General features: G+C 55.9%; 20 protein-coding genes and 1 pseudogene. 12 read left to right on the forward strand and 9 right to left on the reverse strand.

The window, feature by feature from the left end; translation table 11 throughout:
- Complete coding sequence (locus tag D0C27_RS10005; RefSeq protein ID WP_137430895.1) at positions 1-1,527, forward strand: MFS transporter; 1,527 nt, start codon at positions 1-3, stop codon at positions 1,525-1,527.
- A gap of 42 nt (positions 1,528-1,569) precedes the next feature.
- Positions 1,570-1,953: a DUF4148 domain-containing protein gene (locus D0C27_RS10010; RefSeq protein WP_083053748.1), complete on the forward strand. Its 384-nt coding sequence runs from the start codon at positions 1,570-1,572 to the stop codon at positions 1,951-1,953.
- Positions 1,954-2,069: 116 nt separating this feature from the next.
- On the opposite strand, the gene D0C27_RS10015 is transcribed toward D0C27_RS10010, so the two are convergent.
- On the reverse strand, positions 2,070-3,284 hold the full coding sequence (locus D0C27_RS10015) for an arabinose transporter (protein WP_137430896.1): 1,215 nt from the start codon (positions 3,282-3,284) through the stop codon (positions 2,070-2,072).
- A gap of 85 nt (positions 3,285-3,369) precedes the next feature.
- Here D0C27_RS10015 and D0C27_RS10020 point away from each other — a divergent pair, with 85 nt between their 5' ends.
- On the forward strand, positions 3,370-4,011 hold the full coding sequence (locus D0C27_RS10020; protein ID WP_137430897.1) for a TetR/AcrR family transcriptional regulator: 642 nt from the start codon (positions 3,370-3,372) through the stop codon (positions 4,009-4,011).
- A gap of 327 nt (positions 4,012-4,338) precedes the next feature.
- Here D0C27_RS10020 and D0C27_RS10025 read toward each other — a convergent pair whose 3' ends face one another.
- The 4 genes from D0C27_RS10025 to dapD are packed head-to-tail and all read right to left on the reverse strand — an operon-like array spanning position 4,339 to position 9,135.
- Positions 4,339-6,264 (reverse strand): ABC-F family ATP-binding cassette domain-containing protein, encoded by a 1,926-nt coding sequence (locus D0C27_RS10025; RefSeq protein ID WP_137430898.1) that lies wholly within the window; start codon positions 6,262-6,264, stop codon positions 4,339-4,341.
- A complete protein-coding gene (prmB, locus tag D0C27_RS10030) occupies positions 6,261-7,184 on the reverse strand; it encodes a 50S ribosomal protein L3 N(5)-glutamine methyltransferase (protein WP_060185985.1) in 924 nt (307 codons plus the stop codon). Before prmB ends, D0C27_RS10025 begins: the two co-directional genes overlap by 4 nt.
- A complete protein-coding gene (gene dapE / locus D0C27_RS10035; protein ID WP_088452600.1) occupies positions 7,178-8,314 on the reverse strand; it encodes a succinyl-diaminopimelate desuccinylase in 1,137 nt (378 codons plus the stop codon). Before dapE ends, prmB begins: the two co-directional genes overlap by 7 nt.
- A 2-nt stretch (positions 8,315-8,316) precedes the next feature.
- A complete protein-coding gene (gene dapD, locus D0C27_RS10040; protein ID WP_026482863.1) occupies positions 8,317-9,135 on the reverse strand; it encodes a 2,3,4,5-tetrahydropyridine-2,6-dicarboxylate N-succinyltransferase in 819 nt (272 codons plus the stop codon).
- Positions 9,136-10,006: 871 nt separating this feature from the next.
- Here dapD and D0C27_RS10045 point away from each other — a divergent pair.
- A complete protein-coding gene (locus D0C27_RS10045; RefSeq protein WP_137430899.1) occupies positions 10,007-10,912 on the forward strand; it encodes a hypothetical protein in 906 nt (301 codons plus the stop codon).
- 120 nt (positions 10,913-11,032) lie between these two features.
- On the opposite strand, the gene D0C27_RS10050 is transcribed toward D0C27_RS10045, so the two are convergent.
- A complete protein-coding gene (locus D0C27_RS10050; protein WP_035268139.1) occupies positions 11,033-11,800 on the reverse strand; it encodes an AraC family transcriptional regulator in 768 nt (255 codons plus the stop codon).
- A gap of 106 nt (positions 11,801-11,906) precedes the next feature.
- On the opposite strand from D0C27_RS10050, the gene D0C27_RS10055 reads away from it, so the two are divergent.
- From D0C27_RS10055 to D0C27_RS19620, 3 genes and pseudogenes are all read left to right on the forward strand, one after another.
- On the forward strand, positions 11,907-12,713 hold the full coding sequence (locus D0C27_RS10055) for a sulfite exporter TauE/SafE family protein (RefSeq protein ID WP_009455740.1): 807 nt from the start codon (positions 11,907-11,909) through the stop codon (positions 12,711-12,713).
- A 154-nt stretch (positions 12,714-12,867) separates the two neighbouring features.
- Positions 12,868-13,722: pseudogene (locus D0C27_RS19615) on the forward strand (SLC13 family permease); the annotation flags it as partial.
- A 90-nt stretch (positions 13,723-13,812) separates the two neighbouring features.
- Positions 13,813-14,655, forward strand: a complete 843-nt coding sequence (locus D0C27_RS19620; protein ID WP_338001556.1) for an SLC13 family permease — start codon at positions 13,813-13,815, stop codon at positions 14,653-14,655.
- Between the two features lie 96 nt (positions 14,656-14,751).
- On the opposite strand, the gene D0C27_RS10065 is transcribed toward D0C27_RS19620, so the two are convergent.
- Positions 14,752-15,183 (reverse strand): DUF202 domain-containing protein, encoded by a 432-nt coding sequence (locus D0C27_RS10065; RefSeq protein ID WP_137430900.1) that lies wholly within the window; start codon positions 15,181-15,183, stop codon positions 14,752-14,754.
- Between the two features lie 257 nt (positions 15,184-15,440).
- On the opposite strand from D0C27_RS10065, the gene D0C27_RS10070 reads away from it, so the two are divergent.
- On the forward strand, positions 15,441-15,839 hold the full coding sequence (locus tag D0C27_RS10070; protein WP_137430901.1) for a DUF1090 domain-containing protein: 399 nt from the start codon (positions 15,441-15,443) through the stop codon (positions 15,837-15,839).
- A 186-nt stretch (positions 15,840-16,025) separates the two neighbouring features.
- The gene (locus D0C27_RS10075) at positions 16,026-16,949 is read left to right on the forward strand and encodes a DNA/RNA non-specific endonuclease (RefSeq protein WP_081055387.1); all 924 of its coding nucleotides are present in this window, start codon (positions 16,026-16,028) and stop codon (positions 16,947-16,949) included.
- 34 nt (positions 16,950-16,983) lie between these two features.
- On the opposite strand, the gene D0C27_RS10080 is transcribed toward D0C27_RS10075, so the two are convergent.
- On the reverse strand, positions 16,984-17,409 hold the full coding sequence (locus D0C27_RS10080) for a hypothetical protein (protein ID WP_026482853.1): 426 nt from the start codon (positions 17,407-17,409) through the stop codon (positions 16,984-16,986).
- A gap of 131 nt (positions 17,410-17,540) precedes the next feature.
- On the opposite strand from D0C27_RS10080, the gene D0C27_RS10085 reads away from it, so the two are divergent.
- The 3 genes from D0C27_RS10085 to D0C27_RS10095 all read left to right on the forward strand — a co-directional run bounded on the left by D0C27_RS10085 (position 17,541) and on the right by D0C27_RS10095 (position 19,712).
- The gene (locus tag D0C27_RS10085; protein ID WP_009455761.1) at positions 17,541-17,783 is read left to right on the forward strand and encodes a hypothetical protein; all 243 of its coding nucleotides are present in this window, start codon (positions 17,541-17,543) and stop codon (positions 17,781-17,783) included.
- A gap of 104 nt (positions 17,784-17,887) precedes the next feature.
- On the forward strand, positions 17,888-18,796 hold the full coding sequence (locus D0C27_RS10090) for an arsenic resistance protein (RefSeq protein WP_373568174.1): 909 nt from the start codon (positions 17,888-17,890) through the stop codon (positions 18,794-18,796).
- 379 nt (positions 18,797-19,175) lie between these two features.
- The gene (locus D0C27_RS10095) at positions 19,176-19,712 is read left to right on the forward strand and encodes an AmiS/UreI family transporter (RefSeq protein ID WP_026482851.1); all 537 of its coding nucleotides are present in this window, start codon (positions 19,176-19,178) and stop codon (positions 19,710-19,712) included.
- A 157-nt stretch (positions 19,713-19,869) separates the two neighbouring features.
- Here the strand turns inward: D0C27_RS10095 and soxR are convergent, their stop codons facing one another.
- Positions 19,870-20,358 carry a redox-sensitive transcriptional activator SoxR gene (soxR, locus tag D0C27_RS10100; RefSeq protein ID WP_083053739.1) on the reverse strand — a complete coding sequence of 163 codons (489 nt, stop codon included), beginning with the start codon at positions 20,356-20,358 and terminating at the stop codon, positions 19,870-19,872.
- Positions 20,359-20,477: the final 119 nt, after the last annotated feature.

Here is a 20,477-nt window from a genome sequence, read left to right on the forward strand (position 1 = left end):
ATGCCGTTCTCCAGGCTGATGGCTAATACGCAAACCGCTCGCCCCATCCTGACCGTGATGGCGATCTTCCTGGGCGCGGTCTTGACTACCGTGCAAGGGCGTCTGTTTTCCGCTGCCTTGCCGGACTTGCGCGGCCAGTTTGGCTTGGATGTGCTGGAGGCGGCCTGGTTGGGAACGGCCTTGAATGCGGCGCAGTTGATCTCCATGCCGATTGCGCCGTGGCTGGCAACCGTAATCGGGCCGACCCGGGTACTGCTGGTGCCCAGCCTGCTGTTGGGCTTGGCCGCCTTTTTGATCCCTTTCTTTGCCCATCATTACCCCGTCTTGTTGAGCCTGCACGGACTGGCCGGACTTTGTCTGGGGATTTACCTGCCACTGACGATGTCCCTGGCTTTGCGCAGTGTGCACCCTCGGCTTTGGCTGGCTGTCATGGCAGCGTACAGCTTGCGTGTTTCAACCGGCATGGATGCGGGCTATGGCACGTCCGGTTTTTTACTGGAGGAGTTCAGTTGGCATTGGGTGTATTGGCCCACTGCTTTTGTGGGGCCAGTGATTGCGTTTCTGGCCTGGAAAGCCATGCCGTTGACGCCTATAGATCGCGACCAATTGCAAAACGCCGATTGGGGCGGGATGGCCTTGTTTTGTACGGGTTTGGTGCTGGCCTTTGTCGGGATAGAGTCCGCGGAACGGCTGGGCTGGACTGATTCCGGTCTGGTTGTTTCTGCTCTGCTCGGTGGCGTGGTGCTTGTGGTGGCCGCCATAGGACGTGGCATGCGCAGGCAGAACTCCTTTGCCAGCCTGATGGCTTTGAGCAATCGAAATATCCGTGTGTGCCTGATTATTGCCTGCCTGTTCGGCGTGCTGATGACACCGACGTCTTTGCTGATCCCCAGCTTTCTGACCCAGATGGGGGACTTGAAGCCCCTGCAAGCGGGTGCTGCCACCTGGATTGCGTTTGGGGCTTACCTGGCCTCGACTCCGCTGGCGATCTATCTGGCCCGACGTCTTGAGCCACGCCTGATGATGATTCTCGGTTTAAGCATCATCGCCTTCACCGCCTGGCTGGGGACTCATATTAGCCATGACTGGCGTGTGGAGCAGTTTGTTTCGATCCTGATTTTGCAGTCTGTGGGCGAGAGCACCATGTTGATCGGGTTGATCGCTGCTTTTGTGACCAATCTGAATCCTCAACATGGAGTGGCTTTGGGTGTGTATGTCCCCATTGCTCGTGTCTTTACGCCTGTTGCCGCCGCCACGCTGGTGTCTACCTGGCTGCGCATGGCAGGCGATATCAGCCGCAGCAGTCTGAGTAGCCATCTTGTAGAGGGTGACCCTCTGGTTATGGAGAGGGCTTCGGACGGCGTGGCCGCCTTGGCTCGCGTTCTGGCTCGTGAATCGCAGGTCGCTGCACAGATCAGCGCCTACAACCTGGTGTTTTGGTGCAGCTTGCTGGCCTTGTGTCTGGCCGTGCTGCTGCGTTCTTCACCCCCCAATCCCATTGCGCCTCCCTTTGCTCGACCTGTTTAGGTCCTGGCGGAGAGGCGGTTTTTTTAATCAAGGAGATTCATTATGAAATTAGGTTTATGGACAGTGGCTTGCACGGTTTTGATCGCTTCAAACTCTGTTTGGGCGGCTGACGGAACTGCACAGGTGCAGGGCCAGAGCTACAGCAAAAGTCGCGCCCAGGTTGTGCAGGAACTGGAGCAAGCTCGGGAACAGGGATTGATCAGTGTCGCTGCGCATGGTTACCCCAAAGTTCCACAAGGCCCGGCTAAAACGCGCGCTCAGGTGGTTCAGGAGTTGCAAGAGGCCCAACAAGCCGGTTTGCTGGATTTTGCAGACGATGAATATCCAGTCCTGCCTGCGGGCAGTGTTCATAAGACGCGTCAGCAGGTTGTGCAGGAGCTGGAACAAGCCAGAAAACAGGGCCGCCTTTTGTATGTAGCCCCATAGGCTGTCTTGAGCTGCCTTTGCGGTATTTTGTTTAAGGTTTAAAAAGGGACTGAGACTGCCTAACGGCAAGCTCAGTCCCTTTTGCTTTTATGAAATTGCTTTTGCGGGAACGGGTTTCAAACCTGGGCTATAGGATGACGCATCAAACGCAGCGCCACCAGTACAGACAAGCTAACGACCACTGCACTGAACAGATAAATCGCTTCCAGCCCCCAGGTTCCTGCGACTGCGCCCAGGGCAGGGCCGGTGATGCCCAAAGAAATGTCCAGAAAGGCGACATAGGCGCCCATGGCGACACCTCGGCTTTCGGGTGGTGCGCGGCGTACGGCCTCGACACCAAAACCAGGAAAGGCCAGGGAATAGCCCCATCCGGTCAAGGCTGCACCCAGGTACGCAATCGCAGGGCTGTGGGCACCCCAGATCAGCAAGAGACCCACTGCTTCCACCAGCACGCACAGCAAAGCGACGCGTGCCCCGCCCAGCTTGTCAGGCAGATGACCAAAGAACATGCGTGCGGCAATGAAGGCAAGCCCAAAGGCTGTGAATGCCAGCGAAGCATTGCCCCAGTTGCGATCAGCAAAGAGCAGGGCAATAAAGGCAGTCAGACTGCCAAAACCGACACTGCACAGCAGCAAGCCCACACCGGCGCCCCAGACCAATCCCAGGACTTGGTAGAAAGGGGTACGACGCAGCGCAGTGGGGGCGGTGGCGCGGGTCTTAAGCAGCATCACCAGGGAAATCAAAGGCAACAGCGTGACGGCGACGGCGATACCGTTAAAACCGTAATCCTGGTTCACCACAACACCCAGAGGGGCGCCGACGGCGTAGGCGCCGTACATGGCCACACCCACCCAGGCCATGATTTTGCCTGCATTTTGCGGGCCAACCAGGCCGATGCCCCAGCTCAAGGCACCCGTCACAATCAGGCTTTCACCGCAACCCAGCAAGATACGGCCAATCACCAGCACCCAGACCGATAGGGTTGGTGTGCTGACAAAGCTCAACGAAGCCAGATAGGCCAGGCCGGACAAGCACATCACCATCAAACCCAGCATGACGGCGTGCTTGGAGCCTTGTGTATCAGCCAGATTCCCGGCCCAGGCACGGGAGAGCAAAGCGGCTGCGAATTGAACACCGATAACAAGGCCCACGACCAGCGTACTCATCGCCAGCACATTGTGTACATGCAAGGGCAGTACGGGCAGGGGCAGCCCGATACTTAGAAAGCTGACGAACACGGCCAGCGTGATAGGGAGTAGCGTTAGAAAAACATGGGCGGCAGGTGGCGACTGCGCCTTCGAGGTGGCTTGCGCCGAATTGGGTACAGACATGAAACACTCCAAACATGAGTAATTGCTCGATATTTGAGATAATATGAATAATTGCTCACATCGAAAACTCGCATTCGGAGTCCTTATGCAAACGCTCCCTCAAGCCCGTCGTATCCCGCGTCAAAGCCGTTCCCGGGCTTTGGTGGAGGCGATTTTGGAGGCAACGGCTCGCGTTTTGTCTGAGCGTGGCTATGCCGGTACCAATACCAATGTGGTCGCGGAGGTAGCTGGAGTCAGCGTGGGCTCGGTGTATCAGTACTTCCCGAATAAGGACTCACTGATTGCCGCCTTGCATGAACGCCATGCTTTGCAAATGAACCAGGCTATGGAAAGCAGTCTGGCCGATACGCAGTCCCTGGGGTTGCGGGGGCGTTTGAGTGATCTGGTCAAAGCCTGGTTGGCCGCGCATCGGGTGGACCCGGAATTGCATCGGGTACTGGAAAAGGATTTTCCTTTCTTTGATGCGCCAGCCAGCGAGAGCCAGGCTGATCAAAGTATTCGTGACCGCATTCGTCAACTGCTGGAAGAGCACCGTAGCGAGGTTGCCCCGCAGGATCTGGATTTAGCCACCTGGGTAGTAATGCAAAGTCTGGAGTCCCTGATTCATGGTGCGATCATTCCGCCCGGTGTGCCGTATCCACCGGAGCAGGTGGAAGAGGCCATTGTGGACTTGCTGTGTGGATATTTGGGCTGTGCGGGCTGTGGGAATGGGGGTGAAGGGAGCTGAGTTGTCGAGCCGGTTCTCGAGTGAGTTTTGGCTCATATGAGTTTGTTGTTTGCTGGCCGGAATCACCTTCGCTAAGGCATGCAGTGGACGATGTACTGCAGCAAAACGAAGGATAGGGGGAGCATAGTCAGCTTTACGAGTGTATATCCCCGGTGCTCGGGGTCCTGCCTCAGATCCCCAGGTGCCAGCAATCAGGTGCCTGCAGTCTCGCATGGTCCCAATGTGTGTTTTACAGACCATCAAGAGCTTCCGTCAAAAAGGCGCCAATCCTTGTGGATATGGCGCCTTCTTTTTCAGGAGTTTACGAGCAGAACGGAGTCGATAGGCCTAGACCTGTCGCCCGATTTCTTCCATTGCTTCCTGAATTTCCAACCACTCTTCTTCCAGCGTTTGATGCGTCTTGGTGAGTTCACCATGTTCGGTCATCAAGGCGGGGCGTTGGTCCTTGTAGCTGTCGGAGTAAAAGTCGGGGTCCTGCATCAAGGTATCCAGTTCCTGCAAACGCAGCTGAGCTTTCTCCATGGCTGACTCCACTTTCTTCAAGCGGCTTTCCAATGGCTTGCGTTGTTGGGCTTGCCGTTGACGCAGTTCGGCTTCCTGACGGCGTTGGGTCTTGCGGTCTGTGCCTTCAGCACCTGTATCCGCACGCGCTTCCTGGCGAGCTTCCGAGCGCGATTGCGCGCTGCGGGCCAGTAGCCAGTCGCGGTAGTCTTCCAGGTCGCCGTCAAACTCCTGAACCTGTCCATCGGCCACAATCCAGAAAGAATCAACGGTAGAACGCAACAAATGGCGATCGTGCGATACCAGCAGCACGCTGCCACCGTAATCAGCCAAGGCTGTCGCCAGGGCCTCACGGGTATCCACGTCCAAGTGGTTGGTTGGCTCGTCCAGCAGGAGCAGGTTGGGCTTTTGCCAAACAATCAGGGACAGGGCCAGACGTGCCTTTTCGCCACCGGAGAAGGGGGCAGTCAGGCTGGTGACCATATCACCGCTGAAACCGAAGGAGCCCAGGTAATTACGCAGTTCCTGCTCGCGGACATCCGGAGCCAGGCGCGCCAGATGTTGCAGGGGAGTGGAGTCCGGGTCAATAGAGTCCAGCTGGTGCTGGGCAAAGTAGCCGATTACCAGACCTTTGGATTCCAGGCGTTCGCCTTTGATAGGTTCCAGCTTGCCGGCCAGGGTTTTGACCAGTGTGGATTTACCCGCACCGTTCATCCCCAAAATACCCACACGGGCACCGCCGCGTACCATCAGACGGACCTGGCTCAAAATCGCCTTGTCCTGACCGGGGTAACCCAGATCGGCTTGATCCAATGTCAGCAAGGGATCGGGTGTGTATTCGGGCGAGGGCAGGCGAATGGAAACGCTTGAGTCGTCGCGCAAGAGCGTCACGGTCTGCATGCGGGCCAACGCCTTGACGCGGCTTTGTGCCTGCTTGGCTTTGGTGGCCTGGGCCTTGAAGCGATCAATAAAGCTTTGCAGGCGCGCGGCTTCACGGGTTTGACGCTCGTAGGCGATCTGGCTTTGTTGAACGCGCTCGGCACGTTGCACCAGAAAGTCGTTGTAGCCGCCTTTGTAGCGAACCAGCTTGCCTTGATCCACGTGCAGAATCGAACGGGCCACGGCATCCAGAAACTCGGTGTCGTGCGAAATCAGCAGGACCGTGCCGGGGTAGGAGCCCAACCAGCGTTCCAGCCAGAGCATGGCGTCCAAGTCCAGGTGGTTGGTGGGTTCGTCCAGCAAGAGCAGGTCAGAAGGTGCCATCAGGGCGCGGGCCAGGGACAGGCGCATTTGCCAGCCACCGGAGAACTCGCGCACGGGCAGCATCCACTGATCGGGGCGGAAACCCAGACCGGCCAGCAGTTGCTCGGCACGCGAGGGGGCGGACCAGGCATCGGCTTCGATCAGGGCGTTTTCCAGTTCGGCAATGGCTTGGCCATCGCTGTCGGGCGTATTAGCACGTTTTTCCTGCAAGGCACGCAAGCGCTCGTCGCCATCGATAACAAATTCGCGGGCAGGGCGGTCACGGTCTGGAATGGTTTGGCGCACACTGGCCACTTCCCAGACTTCGGGGATGCTCAGGTCACCCCCGTCCAGATCCAGCTCGCCTTGCAGCAAGGCAAACAGCGAGGATTTACCCGCACCGTTCTTGCCCACAATGCCCAGGCGCTCGCCCGGGTTGACGATGAAATCAGTATTGTCCAGCAGGACTTTGACGCCGCGACGCAGCGTAATTCCAGTTGCGCGTATCACAGAGCCAGTTGCTCCCGGCTTAACAAGAGAATCTGGTCTTCAGCGGTTTCCGTGCTCAGCCAGATCGGCTCCAGCTCCGGGAAAGCGGCGATGAAATTGTCGTACTCATTGCCGATTTCCAATACCAGCACACCTTCGGGTGCCAGGAAGTTGGGGGCCGCTTCCAGAATGCGACGCACCAGATCCATACCATCGTCGCCGCCAGCCAGGGCCAGTTGTGGCTCGTGCTGGTATTCCTTGGGCAGGTTTTGCATGGACTGCTCATTCACATACGGTGGGTTGCAAATGATCAGGTCGTAAGCGGTTGGCGGCAATTGATCCAGCAGATCGCTCTTGTACAAGCTCATGCGATCGTTCAGCTCGAAGGCATCGATGTTTGACTGGGCCACTTCCAGCGCGGCGTCGGACAGATCCACGGCATCGACCTGGGCTTGCGGGAAGGCCAGTGCCGTCAAAATAGCCAGACAGCCCGAGCCAGTGCACAAATCCAGGGCGTTGTAGATGGCATCGGGGTCCGCAATCCAGGGTTGCAACTGCTCTGCCAGCAATTCAGCAATGGGAGAGCGCGGCACGATGGTGTCGGCGGTGACGCGGAAGCGATGGCCTTGCAGCCAGGCTTCGCCAGTCAGGTAAGCGGCGGGCACGCGCTCGTTGCAGCGTCGTGCGACCAGGGCCAGATAGGCAGCGCGCTCGGACTCCAGCACGGTGGCATCCAGATACGGATCCAGCGTGTCCAGGGGCAAATGCAGGGTGTGCAGCAGCAGATAGGCGGCCTCGTCCCAGGCATTGTCACTGCCGTGGCCAAAGGCCAGCTGACAGCGGTTGAACTGGCTGACAGACCAGCGCAACAAGTCGCGCACGGTGCGCAGTTCCTGCTGGGCTTCCAGCAGGGAGGAATGATCGATGCAAGGGCTTAACAAAGCAGGGATTCCAATGTACGGCGATAAATGTTTTTAAGAGGCTCAAGATCAGCCACAGCAACGTGTTCATTGATTTGATGGATGCTGGCGTTGAGCGGGCCAAATTCGACCACTTGAGGGCAGATTTTAGCGATAAAGCGGCCATCCGAGGTGCCGCCTGTCGTGGACAGATCGGTTTCCACGCCGGTTTCGGTTTCAATGGCCTTGGCAAGAGCCTGGCTTAGCGGTCCGGCCTCAGTCAGGAAGGGTTCGCCACCCAGTGTCCATTCCAGTTGGAAGTCCACACGATGACGGCGCAGGATGGACTCCACTTCGGCTTGCAGACCGGCAGGTGTCTGCTCGGTGGAGAAGCGGAAGTTGAAATGCACATCCAGCTGACCGGGGATCACATTACCCGCGCCGGTGCCGGCATGAATATTGGAAATCTGAAAGCTGGTGGGCGGGAAATCGATATTGCCGGCGTCCCACATGCGGTCTGTCAGTTCGTGCAGCGCAGGGGCGAATACATGCAGCGGGTTGACGGCCAATTGCGGGTACGCCACATGGCCTTGGCGACCCTTTACGATCAAGTGGCCGGACAGGGAGCCACGACGGCCATTTTTAATGGTGTCACCTAATTGGCGCGAGCAGGTAGGTTCGCCCACGATGCAGTAGTCCAGTTGTTCGCCACGCTCTTTCAGGACACGGCACACATGCACGGTGCCGTCGGTTGCGGGGCCTTCTTCATCCGACGTCAGCAGCAGGGCAATCGAGCCTTTGTGTTCAGGATGGGCCTGGGTAAATTCCTCAACTGCGTGGATGAAGGCCGCAATCGAGGCTTTCATATCCGCCGCACCACGGCCATACAGCTGACCGTCGCGCACGGTGGGTTCAAACGGGGGCGAGTCCCAGGCCGCTTCCGGCCCGGTAGGAACCACGTCTGTGTGACCGGCAAAAACAAACAAGGGCGCCTGGGTGCCACGGCGGGCCCACAGATTGGACACCGGGCCGCTGGGCAGATGTTCCAGGCTAAAGCCCGCTTGCTCCAGCCTTGCGCCCAGCCATTGCTGGCAGTGGGCGTCCTCAGGGGTGACCGAGGGGCGGGCAATCAGGGCTTTGAGGGTGTCTAGTACAGAATTGTCAGTGCTCATGTTCAGGCGCGAAGTAAATCATTAATACTGGTCTTGGCGCGGGTACGGGCATCCACACGCTTGACGATGATGGCGCAGGCCAGGCTGTAGAGCCCATCGGCCGAAGGCAGGGAACCAGGGACCACTACCGAACCGGCAGGGACACGGCCCTGGTAAATCTTGCCTGTTTCGCGCTCGTAAATTTTGGTGCTTTGCGACAGGAAGACGCCCATGGCCAGCACCGAGTTCTCTTCTACGATGACCCCTTCCACCACTTCGGAACGGGCACCGATGAAACAGTTGTCCTCAATGATAGTGGGGTTGGCCTGCAGAGGCTCCAATACCCCGCCAATACCGACGCCACCCGACAGGTGAACATGCTTGCCGATCTGGGCGCAGGAACCAACGGTGGCCCAGGTATCTACCATGGTGCCTTCACCGACATAAGCGCCGATGTTCACAAACGAGGGCATCAGCACGACATCGGGTGCTACATAGGCGCCTTGGCGTACCACAGCACCGGGAACGGCGCGAAAGCCTGCCTGGGCAAACGCAGCCTGGTCGTGCTGCTCGAATTTCAGAGGCACCTTGTCATAGAAGGGAGCGGGCTCGCTGGCCATGACGCGGTTTTCGTTGATCCTGAAGGACAGAAGAATCGCTTTCTTGACCCAGTCGTTGACCTGCCACTGTCCGTCGATTTTTTCCGCCACACGCAGGGAACCGTAATCCAGCTTTTCGATCACGGTATGGATGGCCGTGCGCAGTTCAATGCTGTGTTCTTGGGGGGAGAGGGAAGCTCGCTGTTCCCACGCCGATTCGATCAGACTTTGGAGGTCGCTCATAGGCTAGGCTCTGTGAATGCAGGCCGTCTTTGGCAGTATCAGGATACAGAAGGCGCATGATGCGCGGTTTACCACCGCAGCGGCCGAGCTTGAATGGAGGCAACAGGATAACCGAGTCTGCCCCTTCCATGCACGGTTTTGTGGCTTTCTTTGTCGCTTTTGAGGACAGATGCGTGTGGGATGCAGTCTGTCAGCAAGGCCAGGAAGGTGGTGTGTTGGCCAAGTGAACTTCATGTGCAGATGTGAATGCGGAGGTCTGCAATATCTGTATTGGATTTTTTTTGTTTACTTTATTTCTGAAGTTTTTTTTTCTTTTTTCTTGTGGTTCGATAATTATTTTTCTACTTACCCTTGTTTTTCTTATCCCAGCTATTTTGTTTATTTATTATTGCTGCTGCTCAATTCAATCAGCTACGTAATCAAGTATTTCAAGATAATAAAAAATAAGCATGTATTGCCATACAAGCTTTGTGTGAAATTCTTGGGCGAGGCCTGGTTTGCGGGTGTGTGCTGCCTGATCGTATAGCCTGCTTCTTTCTCGCTTGTCTCTGTAGGGCTTATGTAACAAGGGTTTAACCCTTTTTCGTCCAGGGTCATGAGTCTATCCATGTTGAGAATGAGGTGGCCTGCAGCCATGCGCTTTGATTCGGTTTCTCTTTTTACATTTTATAAAATTTATCGATTTTTTATCTGCCTAGAATGATCGTGAAGTGTTTTTTTGCTGCATTCAGTTCTTGTTTTTCATTCAAACGGAGGGCTTATGCGATCGATCCTTTTATGGCTTCTGGGTGTTCCTATCCCTATCATCATTTTGCTGGCTCTGTTTTGGCACTAAGGTGCGTGCGATCACAGTCTGAAATAAGGAATCATCATGGCTACAACGCAATTTGGTTCGGATGCAGGTTTGGGGACGCAAGCCGTGGCGGAGTCTTCGCACTCCGCTGTGTCTTGGGGCGCTGTCATCGGGGGCGCGGTTATTGCCGCTGCCCTGACGGTGACCTTGCTGGTAGGTGGGACCGGCCTGGGTTTCATGGCGATTTCCCCGTGGAGTAATGACGGGGCCTCAGGCACCACGATGGCTATCGGGACGATTATCTGGCTTTTTGTCACGCAGATCATTGCCTACGGTATTGCGGGCTATGTCACTGGACGTCTGCGTACCAATTGGACAGGTGTTCACGGTGACGAAGTTCATTTCCGCGATACGGCGCATGGTTTTCTGGTCTGGGCCGTGAGTGCGGTTGTCAGCGTCTTCTTGCTGGGCTCGGGTGTCGCCTCGCTGGTCTCGGGTACGGCTCAGGCAGGGGCGAATCTGGCCGGGGCTGGAGTGGGAGCGGCATCGGCCATCGTAGGCCAGGCAGGCAAGGATCAGGCGCAAGGCCCCGGCTTGGGCTATTTCACCGACACCTTGTTGCGTCCGGCAGATCCTGCCAATGCGCCTGCTCAGACTGGCAACCCGGAACGTGAGGTCAGCCGGATTCTGGCTCGCAGCCTCAAAGAAGGGGAGGTGTCCCAGCAGGATCAGGATTACTTGCTGCGTTTGGTGGCCAACCGTACCGGCTTGACGCCCGAGCAAGCCAAGGAGCGCCTGGACTCCGTGCAAAAGCAAGCCAAGGAAACAGCCGACAAGCTGGAGCAGCAAGCTCGTGAAGCGGCTGACACCGCTCGCAAGGCAGCCGCTGCTTTCGCGCTGTGGGCATTTGCGTCCTTGCTGGTAGGTGCCTTCGTGGCCAGTCTGGCTGCAACGATTGGTGGACGGGCGCGTATCACGCGTTAAGCCCCAGTCATGATGCCAGGCCGCTTATAAGTTGAGGCGGGCAGTGCAGGCCCCCGGATGTCAGAGCTCCGGGGGCCTTTTTGTTTCTGCTTCCATCAAGTTGCTGTCTGGTCAGTTCCTTCAAGGAACACGAATAAAGTTGCTGGGTGCTTGCCCCAAGCGGCGACGAAACATGGTGGAAAAGGCACTGGAGCTGTCGTAACCCAGATCCAGTGCAATCTGTGTGACGGATTGGCCGGCCGACAGCTTGGCCAGAGCCGCCAGCAGACAGGCTTGTTGACGCCATTCACTAAAACTCATGCCGGTTTGTTGCCGGAACAGGCGCGTAAAACTGCGCAGGCTTTTATTGATTTGCCCGGCCCACTGTTCTGGCGTGCTTTGAATATTGGGCTGACTTAAAAAGTCTTTGCAGAGCTGGGCCAGGGATGGGTCTTGAGGGATGGGGGCAAAGAGCGGCATGGTTTGCGCCAAACCGACTTCATGCAGAAGCAGTTGAGCCAAGGCGCCGTCGCGGCCATCTTCCTCGTACAGAGCGGGCAAGGCCAGGGAGGCCAGCAACAAGTGATGCAGCAAGGGCGTAATGACCAGCACTTCGCAGTGTGTGCTGCTGCGAGGTGCTGCTTCCGGCTCTATATATAAGCTTCGGGTGCTGGCGCTTTGCATGCGAACGCGATGGCGTTTGCCAGCTGGAATCCACACGCCGCTATAAGGTGGAATTACCCAGGCGCCATCGTCGGTTTCGACTTCCATCAGCCCGGTCATGGCATAGAGCATTTGCGCCCGTCGGTGCACATGAAAGTCCAGCAGCGTGCCCGGCGCGTAGTCCGTGCCAATCGCCAGCAAGGGGCGAGGGGTGGCATCTACGCTATCCAGTCGTACATTGTGCATAAGCAAGCCTCTGGCCGAAACGAAAGTATTGTTGACCGGTTTTAGCATGCCAGCCAAAGCAGGGCGACCTATTCTTGGGTTTTGTCATCTGTGTTGATGGGCGGCTATGTATTTTCTATTGCTGTTTTTTGGTTTGCTGGCTGGCGTGACCACCGTGCTGTTTGGCTTCGGTGGCGGTTTTGTGGTGGTTCCCGTGCTGTATTCGGTGCTGATTGGCATGTATGGCGTGGACAGTCAGATGGGGCAGGCGGCCATGCATATTGCGGTGGCCACTTCCACCTGCGTCATGATTTTTGGTGCTGGCCTGTCTACCTGGCGCCACCACAAGGCGGGCACTGTGCCTTGGGGGCAAGTGCGTCCTTTGCTCCTGTTCATCGCCTTGGGGGCGATTCCCGGTGCGGCAGCAGCCATGGCCTTGAGCGGGTCCTGGGTACGTTGGGTTTTTGTGGTGTATCTGGGCCTGACGATTCTGGATAGCCTGTTTCGTTCCGGCTTCACCCAAGAGTCCAGCAATACCATGCGCCCTTTAAGCAAGGCCAGTAGCGCTGGGGCCGGGGTGATTATTGGTGCGATTGCCGCCTTTTTGGGTGTCGGTGGTAGCGTGATCACCGTCCCCCTGATGCGTCGACGCGGTGCCAGCATGACCGCTGCCACGGCCGCAGCCAACCCCTTGTCCTTGCCGATGGCGGTGGTGGGGAGCCTGACCTACGCCATGCTGGCCTGGAATGCCGATTCCTTGGGGGCCTGGCATGCAGGTTATATCGACTTGCGCGCATGCCTGGTGCTGGTGATTGGCTCCTGGCTGGGGATTCGCTTCACCTCGCGCTGGATCGGCAAGATCCCGGACAGCATTCATGCCAAAGCCTATATCGCCTTGTTGGGGCTGGTGTTTTTGGTGATGCTGCTGGTTTAAGCGTTGCAGGGGTGGCCTTGCGCCACCGATCTCTCCAAGCTTGAAGGCTTCACTTTTCCTGTTTTGAAAACTTGTGTTTTTTTGTTGAGTGCGGCGACATGCAGTGCTTGGTGTGCTGCATTTTTCCCTATACTGAGCAGCACAGCACAAACAGGAGTGGGGCAACATGACAACAGAGATTGCAGTGGTCTTGGGTCTGGCTTTAATCGCGATTGTCTTGTTTGCTACAGAAAAACTCCGAATAGATGCTATCGCCTTGCTGGTGCTCAGCACCTTGGCGGTTCTGGGTTTGGTGACTCCCGAGCAGGCCGTGGGTGGTTTCAGCAATCCGGCCACGGTTACCGTCGCGGCCATGTTTGTGCTGGCTGCCGGGCTGCAAAATAGCGGGGCGCTGTCCGGGATTGGGGATTTGCTGAGCAAGGCACGCTCCCCTGTGCAGTTTCTGCTGCTGTTGTTTCTGGTTCTGGCGGTGATTGCTCCTTTCGTGAACAACACGGCGGTGGTAGCGGTATTCATTCCCATCGTCATGGCCGCCTGCGCACGGATAGGCATGTCGGCCTCCAAAGCGCTTATCCCCTTGTCCTATGTCTCGCAAATGGCCGGGGTCTGTACCTTGGTCGGGACCTCTACCAACCTGCTGGTCAATGCCATTGCCCGCGATCTGGGCCATCCCGGTTTCACCATGTTCGAGTTCACCGCCTTGGGGGTGATCTGTATGGCTGTGGGGTGTCTTTATTTGCTGACGATAGGGCGCTGGTTACTGCCCGATGCCCGTGGCGGCGAGTTGGTCGAGCAATATGAGCTGGGAAAATACATTACCGAGCTGCGGGTGATGCCCGATTCTTCCCTGATTGGCCAATCGGTGGGCGATGCCAAGCTGGGCGAGCAATACGGGGTGTTTGTGTTGGAGCTGTTGCGCGGCGATACCAAAGTGTGGGGCCCGCGAGAGCAGAAGATCGAGCAGGACGATGTGCTGTTGGCGCGCGGAGACTGGACCAAGCTGGACGAGCTGCGCAAAGAAGCGGGTCTGGAGGTAGACCCCCAGTTCAAGCTGGAACAACAGTCTTTCGAGCAGGTTGATCAGGTCTTGACCGAGGTCATGATTGCGCCGCGTTCGCGTATCAGTGGTCGTACTTTGGGCAGTTTGGGAGCAGGCTGGCACAAGAACGCCACCGTGCTGGGCATTCATCGCCGTGGTCAGGTCTTGCGTGAGCAATTGCGTGCTGTGCGTTTGCAGGTGGGCGATATCTTGTTGATGTTGACTCCGGCCGCAGAGGCGGCCGATTTGCGGGCTGACAGCAATATCATCGTGCTGTCCGAGCGCGAGGCCGAAAAGGAAATGGGTTGGCGTGCGCCGTTTGCACTGGTCACCATGGCCCTGGTGATTTTGTTGCCTGCCTTGGGCTGGGTGCCTATCAGCATCACCTCCTTGTTCGGTGCCGTGGCCATGACACTGGCCGGTTGTCTGAAAGCAGATGATGTGTACGACGCCATAGACTGGCGCATCATCATCTTGATGGCGGGCTTGCTGCCTTTGGGTATGGCCATGAGCGAGACTGGCGCGGCCCAGTTCCTGGTCGAAAATACCGTTGGTCTGGTGAAGTCCTTTGGACCTTTGACCGTGTTGGCCGTGGTCTACCTGATGGCCCTGATGCTGACGGAGTTCATGAGCAATGCCGCTGCTGCTGTCTTGCTGACACCGATAGGAATGTCCACGGCGAAAATGATGGGCGTCGATCCCACTCCATTCCTGATTGCCGTTACCTTCGCGGCTTCCACCAGTTTTGCCACGCCTGTGGGTTATCAGACCAACACCATGGTTTATGGCGCAGGCGGCTATCGTTTTGTGGATTTCCTGAAAGTGGGTTTGCCCTTGAATCTGATTTTCTGGGTGTTGGGCGTGTTGTTGATCCCCGTTTTCTGGCCCTTCAATCCGGCTTGAACCCGCTACTTATACGGCAAGAATAAAAGAAGCCCTGGTCATGGCCTCACCGGCCCCGCAGACCATCCGGATGATGCAGGGACGAGAGGAACCTGATTACAGGCTTGCATCACCCGAGGGGCCGGATTGTTCCTTGGGATCTTTCCAGCGATAGCTCAGCAGCAGCACCCACAGGGTGGCCATGCCCAGTCCGTACAACATGGCTCCATAGGAAACAGAAATATCAATACCGCAGACCCGCGAGAAGCGGTCCGCGGTATCGCAGATATTCTTGATAGCCAGTACAAACAAGACGGTGTTGACGGCCATGGCCAGACAAGCGGACACCGCCCGTTCTGCCCAGATCAGACTGGCAACGGCCAGAATGGACAAGGGCATCAAGGAGTTGAGCACACTGGTATGCCAGGCTGAATACGCCTGGGAGGAGTTGAGCAAACTTTCGTTGACGTGCGCAAAGGGAAAGAGCCACAACACAATCAAAGCAGCGCACAGGAAAAAAATCAGTTTCCTGGTGGTGATGTTGAACACGATTAAAAGTAAAAGTTTGCTTTATGAGGATTTCGAGTGTAACTGAACTGTTTTATGCTTAAAGACAAGTTGTGTAAATTTCTCGGCACAATTTGCGACAATTTTGTTACTTGAATATGACATAAACAGAAGAATTTTCGAATTTAATCACGTTTTCGTGACAAATTGACGAAGTCTATTCCAATCGTCCACCTGAGGTAAATTGGAGTCTGGATTGTATGATGGCTATCTGGATGAACACTGCAGGAGTAACAAGGATGAAACGTTCCGTACGGTGCTTGAGTGCTGTATTAAGTGTGATGGCCTTGCCCGCCTGGGCTGATAACCCGGCTTGCCAGTATCGGGCGGCCGAAATTCAGAACCAGATCAACTATGCTCGCCAGCATGGCAATGTTCATCGAGAGCGTGGCCTGGAGCGCGCCTTGACCAATGTGCAGATGCATTGCCGGGACGCGGATTTGCTGCGTGATGTACAGGAAGATATCCGCGAGCAGGAAGAGGACATCCAGGAACGCCTGGATGAAATCGCCGAGAAACGGGCTGAAGGGCGACAAGACAAGGTGGAAAAGCTGGAGAAAAAACTGGAACGTGATCGTGCCAAATTGGAACAACTGCAAGATGAATTGAAAGAATTGCAGGCTCTGGGTGCTCAGTAAAAAGCGTCACCGCAAGTCCTGAGTCTTTTCCTGTTCTGGCGATTGATCGCGTTAAAAAAGCCGGAGTCAGAAATAAATACGTGCTCCCACTGGGGGCACGTTCTTTTGAATCTGAAAGGACTGCTTATAATCACAGGTGCAGTCGGCGCAATGATGTAAGCCGACCAAGCATAAAACAAGAGTGGTATGAGCAGAAAAAGTACAGGTCGTAGCGTTAAAAAAACCAGTAGTAGAAAAAAGACAGGGCAGGCAAACCCGTCCCGATTTCTGAAGTCCGTCCTTGCCGCGGCCCTGACCAGTTTCGGGATTGCAACGGCCTGGCTTCATCCCCAAGGGCTGAACTGGCAAAGTCTTGAACCGTTTCTGGTGTCCTTGGGTTGGCCAGGTGCGACGCAGCAGGATAGTGTGCCTGTTCCGGCCTCGGTCGAGGGGTATGTTCAAACCTCTTTTGCACATTGCCCCCAGTTCTTTCCCGGCTCGCGACCTGTCGTGCCCATGGCTTACACGCAAAGAGAGTTGTGCTTCAGCTCTTTTGCGATTTTGCATAGCGGCCAAACCAAGACGCCGGTGTTTGTCGTCCAGCGTCTGAACCGTCAGCAGATTCAGTCCGCCAAAGGCTTGAAGCGCACGGATCGTTTTTATGCTGAAGGCCGTTTGCCGCAGGCAGAGCGAGCCGAGCTGAATGACTATCGAGGCTCGGGCTTTTCGCGCGGGCATATGGCTCCGGCAGGGGATATGGCGTCGGAGCAGAGCATGGCGCAGAGCTTTTCTCTGGCCAATATGGTGCCGCAAAATCAGGTCCACAACGCCGGCCCCTGGAACAAGATCGAAGCCGATACCCGTAAATATGTGGCGCGTGCCGCAGGCAATGTGTATGTGTTCACCGGACCTGTGTACGAGCGCAATGCCGCGACGATAGGTTCCAGCCAGGTTGCCGTTCCCAGTCATTTGTTCAAGCTGGTGTATGACGCAACAACAGGGCGATCCTGGGTACATTGGCAGGCTAACCAGGCTTCCACTCGTGTTGGACCACCCATCAGCTACGAGGAGTTTGTAAGACGGACAGGCTTGCACTTGCTGCCTGACACCAGTCTGAAAAGATCGGGTTGAAGCAGGCACCTTGGCGTGTGGGCACTAGCCCGTTTTATTTATTGAGTATGGCGTGGACTTGATCTTCAGAAAAATACACGCTGTCCCCTACCTCGAAAACGTGGTAACTGATGTTCTGCTCGCTGACGACGCCCCTGAAATACGCCTTGGGGGTGGCTGGCAGTTGGGTGATACGAACACTGATGTAGCGCTCGCTGGTGTAAGAAACCAGCTGTACATGCATACCTTGCTTCAAATCCAGGGCGCCTGGGAAACGGTCCAGATCGTCATGGCTGACTACAACTCGGAATGCAGTGGGCCTGTGAATGACATAGGCTTCCTTCAGCTGGAGATGTAGAGTCAGGATCTGTTGTGCTTGTGTGCTGATTTGCGCGCCCGGATGTCGGACTTCCTGCTCCAGTTCGGGATTGGGCGTCAGATTCAAGATTTGGGCCAATAGCAAAAATTGTTCGTGAGTCATAAATTGCAAATTATCAGGAAAGGGAATCGACGGGCTTTGGAGGCTCAGGGTACAGTGTTCCTATTGTCCGCGATCGGTTCTGATTTCGATTCGCGGTAATTGCAATAAAGATTTTTTGTAGGGAAAACACAATGATGGTTCGACGTCTGATTCAAAGTTGCGCGGTGCTCGGTCTGGCCGCTTTGATGGCAGCTTGTTCCTCCGCGAAGCCCGGTGGTGGCCCCGTGTCAAAACTCTTTAATGAATGCACCTGGGACCGTGAGTCCTGCATGCACGAGGGCCGTTACGAAGCCGGAGAAAGCGAGTATGCCGAGCGTGAGGCTCGAGATTTGAACCGTCAGTCCGCCGCACGTTTGCGCCGTAGCGGTCTGTAAAAGGGAGTTCTCACGGCAGTGCCGGAGTTGTTCTGCCAAACGAGGTACTGGCCGTGATTCGTGATGTGTTAGAGCGCCGGCAAACCGCTATTTATTGTGTGGCGATGTTGCTGGCCGCCTGGATGGCCAGTGTCTGGGTGATGCCAGCTAGTCTGGTCGACTGGATCAATCCAGCGCTGGCTTTCATGTTGTATGTCACCTTTGTGCAGGTGCCTATTGCCCAGTTAGGCAAAGCGCTGACCCAGCTGCGCTTTCTGGCCGTTTTGCTTCTGGCCAATTTTCTCCTGATACCTCTATTGGTCTTTGCGCTGGTGCCCTTGCTGCCAGACCACACCATGTTGCGCCTGGGCGTGCTGTTGGTCTTGCTGGCTCCTTGCATTGATTACGTCGTGACCTTTGCTCAATTAGGTCGTGCCGACGCCCGCGCACTTCTAGCCGCTACGCCGGTACTGCTGCTTGTGCAAATGCTGCTCCTGCCCTTGTTTTTGAAATTGGCCTTGGGGGAACAGTTCGGTTTGTACATCAAAGCCGGGCCGTTTCTGAATGCTTTCTTTTACCTGATTCTGATTCCGCTGTTGCTGGCGGGGGCCACCCAGTATCTTGCAGGTAAAAGCCGTAGTTGGACGCAGATAAAAACGGGTTTGGGCTTGGCCCCCGTTCCAGCCACTGCTTTGGTCTTGTTCATCGTCGTGGCGGCTGTTCTGCGACAACTGGAGCCTGCACTGGATGTCTTGTGGCGAGTGTTGCCGGTGTATGCGCTGTTTGCCATTCTGGCTCCTGTCATCGGCTGGGCGCTGTCACGGCAAGCGCGGCTGGCCGTCCCGTTGCGACGTGCGGTGGCTTTCAGCAGTGCAACTCGCAATTCTTTGGTGGTGCTGCCTCTGGCTTTGGCGATTCCGGGGGCTTTGCCGTTGTTGCCAGCCATCATTTTGACGCAGACTCTGGTGGAACTGCTGGCACAGTTGGTCTATGTGCGTGTGCTGGCTCGCTGGGGCCAAAACGAACAGGCTTGAGCGGGTTCTTGAGCAGGCACGCTGTTTATGGTTTGGTCAGTTGCCAGACCTCATTTGTAGCGGCCTTGCCCAGGCTCCGATCAGGTTTTAACTCATTGATTAAAAGGGATTTTGTTTGTCCCTGGGCTGAGTTTGCTTTCAAAATGGAGAAGGGGGCGTTAGCCTGCTAATGCCTGTGCAAACCGCTCATTTTTCAGCCAGAATTTTCACTGGAAAACCGCCGCAAAATTGCGCGGTTTTTTCTTATAGAGCTTATAAAAAAAATCACATGGCAATTGTGTAGCCAAGCTCTATGATCTGCTCCGCCTCAGCCTTGAGTGCAACATCATGTTGCGGGCATGTTCTGTGTCCGCCTTCTATTACTTAGGATATCTTCAAAATGCTAGTTGCCGCTTTTCTGGCGTTTGCAGGCCTGTGCCTGTTCGTTAATGGTGTTCGTCTCTTTTACTCTGAAGGCCATCATGCTGGCAGGCTGGTGGATGCCAAAGATGCTGCTATCGTCAACTTGTTCACGGCCGTACTGGGATTCATCTGCATGTCCCATATCTTGAACCCCGCCAATAGCACCGTGTACTCTCCCTTGTCGGCCATTTATCTGGGCCTGTTTGCCTTGACCTATTTTTGGGTAGGGGTGAACGCGTTTACAGGAAGTGATGGGCGTGCCTTGGGCTGGTATTCCCTGGTGGTCGCCTGCATCGCTGTTCCCGCCGCCCTTACAAATTTGAGCGTAGCCGAGCGGATTTTTGACTACTGGCAAGTCCTGAGCTGGTTGTCCTGGGCAGTGCTTTGGTTCATGTTCTTCTTGCTGCTGGTGCTGAATAAACCCATTGCCCGCCTGACTGGGCTGGTGTCTGCCGTGCAAGGGGTGCTGACAGCCTTGCTCCCCGCGCTGCTGTATTTCTGGGGAGTGATCTAAGAGAGCAGGGCGTTTCTTGGAAAGTAAAAAAGGCCTGGTGTGAAAACTGGGCCTTTTTGCTGCCTGATGCCTTCTGGCATAGTGAAGTAAGAGTCGGTTTTCGCTGATTTCCAACCCTGATGCGCTGCGTGTTCAGCCTGGATTTCACACACAGCGATCAGATTTGCCCCGCTCTTTTCTTCCGCTTCTGATTGTGTCGTCCGGCATCAAGCAGCACAGCACCCGCGCCTGACAGGGATAACTGATCCCCCGGGTTTCTAAGTGGGCAGTCCGTCATGGACAAACACCCACAGCCTATACAGCCATCCAGCTCATCGCGTAGCTGTGTCAGGCTGAGAATCCGCTCATTCAACATATCCCGCCAGCTCGTGGACAAGGTCGCCCAGTCCTTTGCGTTCAGTGGCCGGCCAGTAGGTAATTCATCCAAGGCTGTTTTGATGGTGGCCAGCGGAATGCCGGCGCGCTGCGCAATTTTGATGACCGCAATTTTCCGTAGAACATCCCGGTGATAGCGGCGCTGGTTACCATCGCTACGCCAGCCATGAATGAGACCTTTGGTTTCATAGTGATGCACGGTTGCAATGGTGACCCCGCTGCGGCGGGCGACTTCACCCACGGACAGAGGGATGCTGGTATCGATTCTCATGGTGTTTGGATCTCTTGACCTCATCTATACATGAGGTTTTATAAAAGACCACTCTTGCCTATGCAAGCTTTTCAAGCGGCAGGGCTACTTTTAAAAGAATGAGTCGAGATCTTATGAAG

This window comes from Alcaligenes faecalis, from assembly GCF_005311025.1.
Taxonomy (GTDB): Bacteria; Pseudomonadota; Gammaproteobacteria; order Burkholderiales; family Burkholderiaceae_B; genus Alcaligenes; species Alcaligenes phenolicus.

Bases quoted from the DNA above. Each gene is read 5' to 3' on its own strand.
- D0C27_RS10095 (WP_026482851.1), top strand. From the start codon at position 19,176: ATGCTAGTTGCCGCTTTTCTGGCGTTTGCAGGCCTGTGCCTGTTCGTT.
- D0C27_RS10015 (WP_137430896.1), bottom strand. From the start codon at position 3,284: ATGTCTGTACCCAATTCGGCGCAAGCCACCTCGAAGGCGCAGTCGCCA.
- D0C27_RS10005 (WP_137430895.1), top strand. From the start codon at position 1: ATGCCGTTCTCCAGGCTGATGGCTAATACGCAAACCGCTCGCCCCATC.
- D0C27_RS10085 (WP_009455761.1), top strand. From the start codon at position 17,541: ATGATGGTTCGACGTCTGATTCAAAGTTGCGCGGTGCTCGGTCTGGCC.
- D0C27_RS10090 (WP_373568174.1), top strand. From the start codon at position 17,888: ATGTTGCTGGCCGCCTGGATGGCCAGTGTCTGGGTGATGCCAGCTAGT.
- D0C27_RS10070 (WP_137430901.1), top strand. From the start codon at position 15,441: ATGAAACGTTCCGTACGGTGCTTGAGTGCTGTATTAAGTGTGATGGCC.
- D0C27_RS10080 (WP_026482853.1), bottom strand. From the start codon at position 17,409: ATGACTCACGAACAATTTTTGCTATTGGCCCAAATCTTGAATCTGACG.
- D0C27_RS10020 (WP_137430897.1), top strand. From the start codon at position 3,370: ATGCAAACGCTCCCTCAAGCCCGTCGTATCCCGCGTCAAAGCCGTTCC.
- D0C27_RS10075 (WP_081055387.1), top strand. From the start codon at position 16,026: ATGAGCAGAAAAAGTACAGGTCGTAGCGTTAAAAAAACCAGTAGTAGA.
- dapE (WP_088452600.1), bottom strand. From the start codon at position 8,314: ATGAGCACTGACAATTCTGTACTAGACACCCTCAAAGCCCTGATTGCC.
- soxR (WP_083053739.1), bottom strand. From the start codon at position 20,358: ATGAGAATCGATACCAGCATCCCTCTGTCCGTGGGTGAAGTCGCCCGC.
- D0C27_RS10010 (WP_083053748.1), top strand. From the start codon at position 1,570: ATGAAATTAGGTTTATGGACAGTGGCTTGCACGGTTTTGATCGCTTCA.
- dapD (WP_026482863.1), bottom strand. From the start codon at position 9,135: ATGAGCGACCTCCAAAGTCTGATCGAATCGGCGTGGGAACAGCGAGCT.
- D0C27_RS10050 (WP_035268139.1), bottom strand. From the start codon at position 11,800: ATGCACAATGTACGACTGGATAGCGTAGATGCCACCCCTCGCCCCTTG.
- D0C27_RS19620 (WP_338001556.1), top strand. From the start codon at position 13,813: ATGATTGCGCCGCGTTCGCGTATCAGTGGTCGTACTTTGGGCAGTTTG.
- D0C27_RS10045 (WP_137430899.1), top strand. From the start codon at position 10,007: ATGGCTACAACGCAATTTGGTTCGGATGCAGGTTTGGGGACGCAAGCC.
- D0C27_RS10055 (WP_009455740.1), top strand. From the start codon at position 11,907: ATGTATTTTCTATTGCTGTTTTTTGGTTTGCTGGCTGGCGTGACCACC.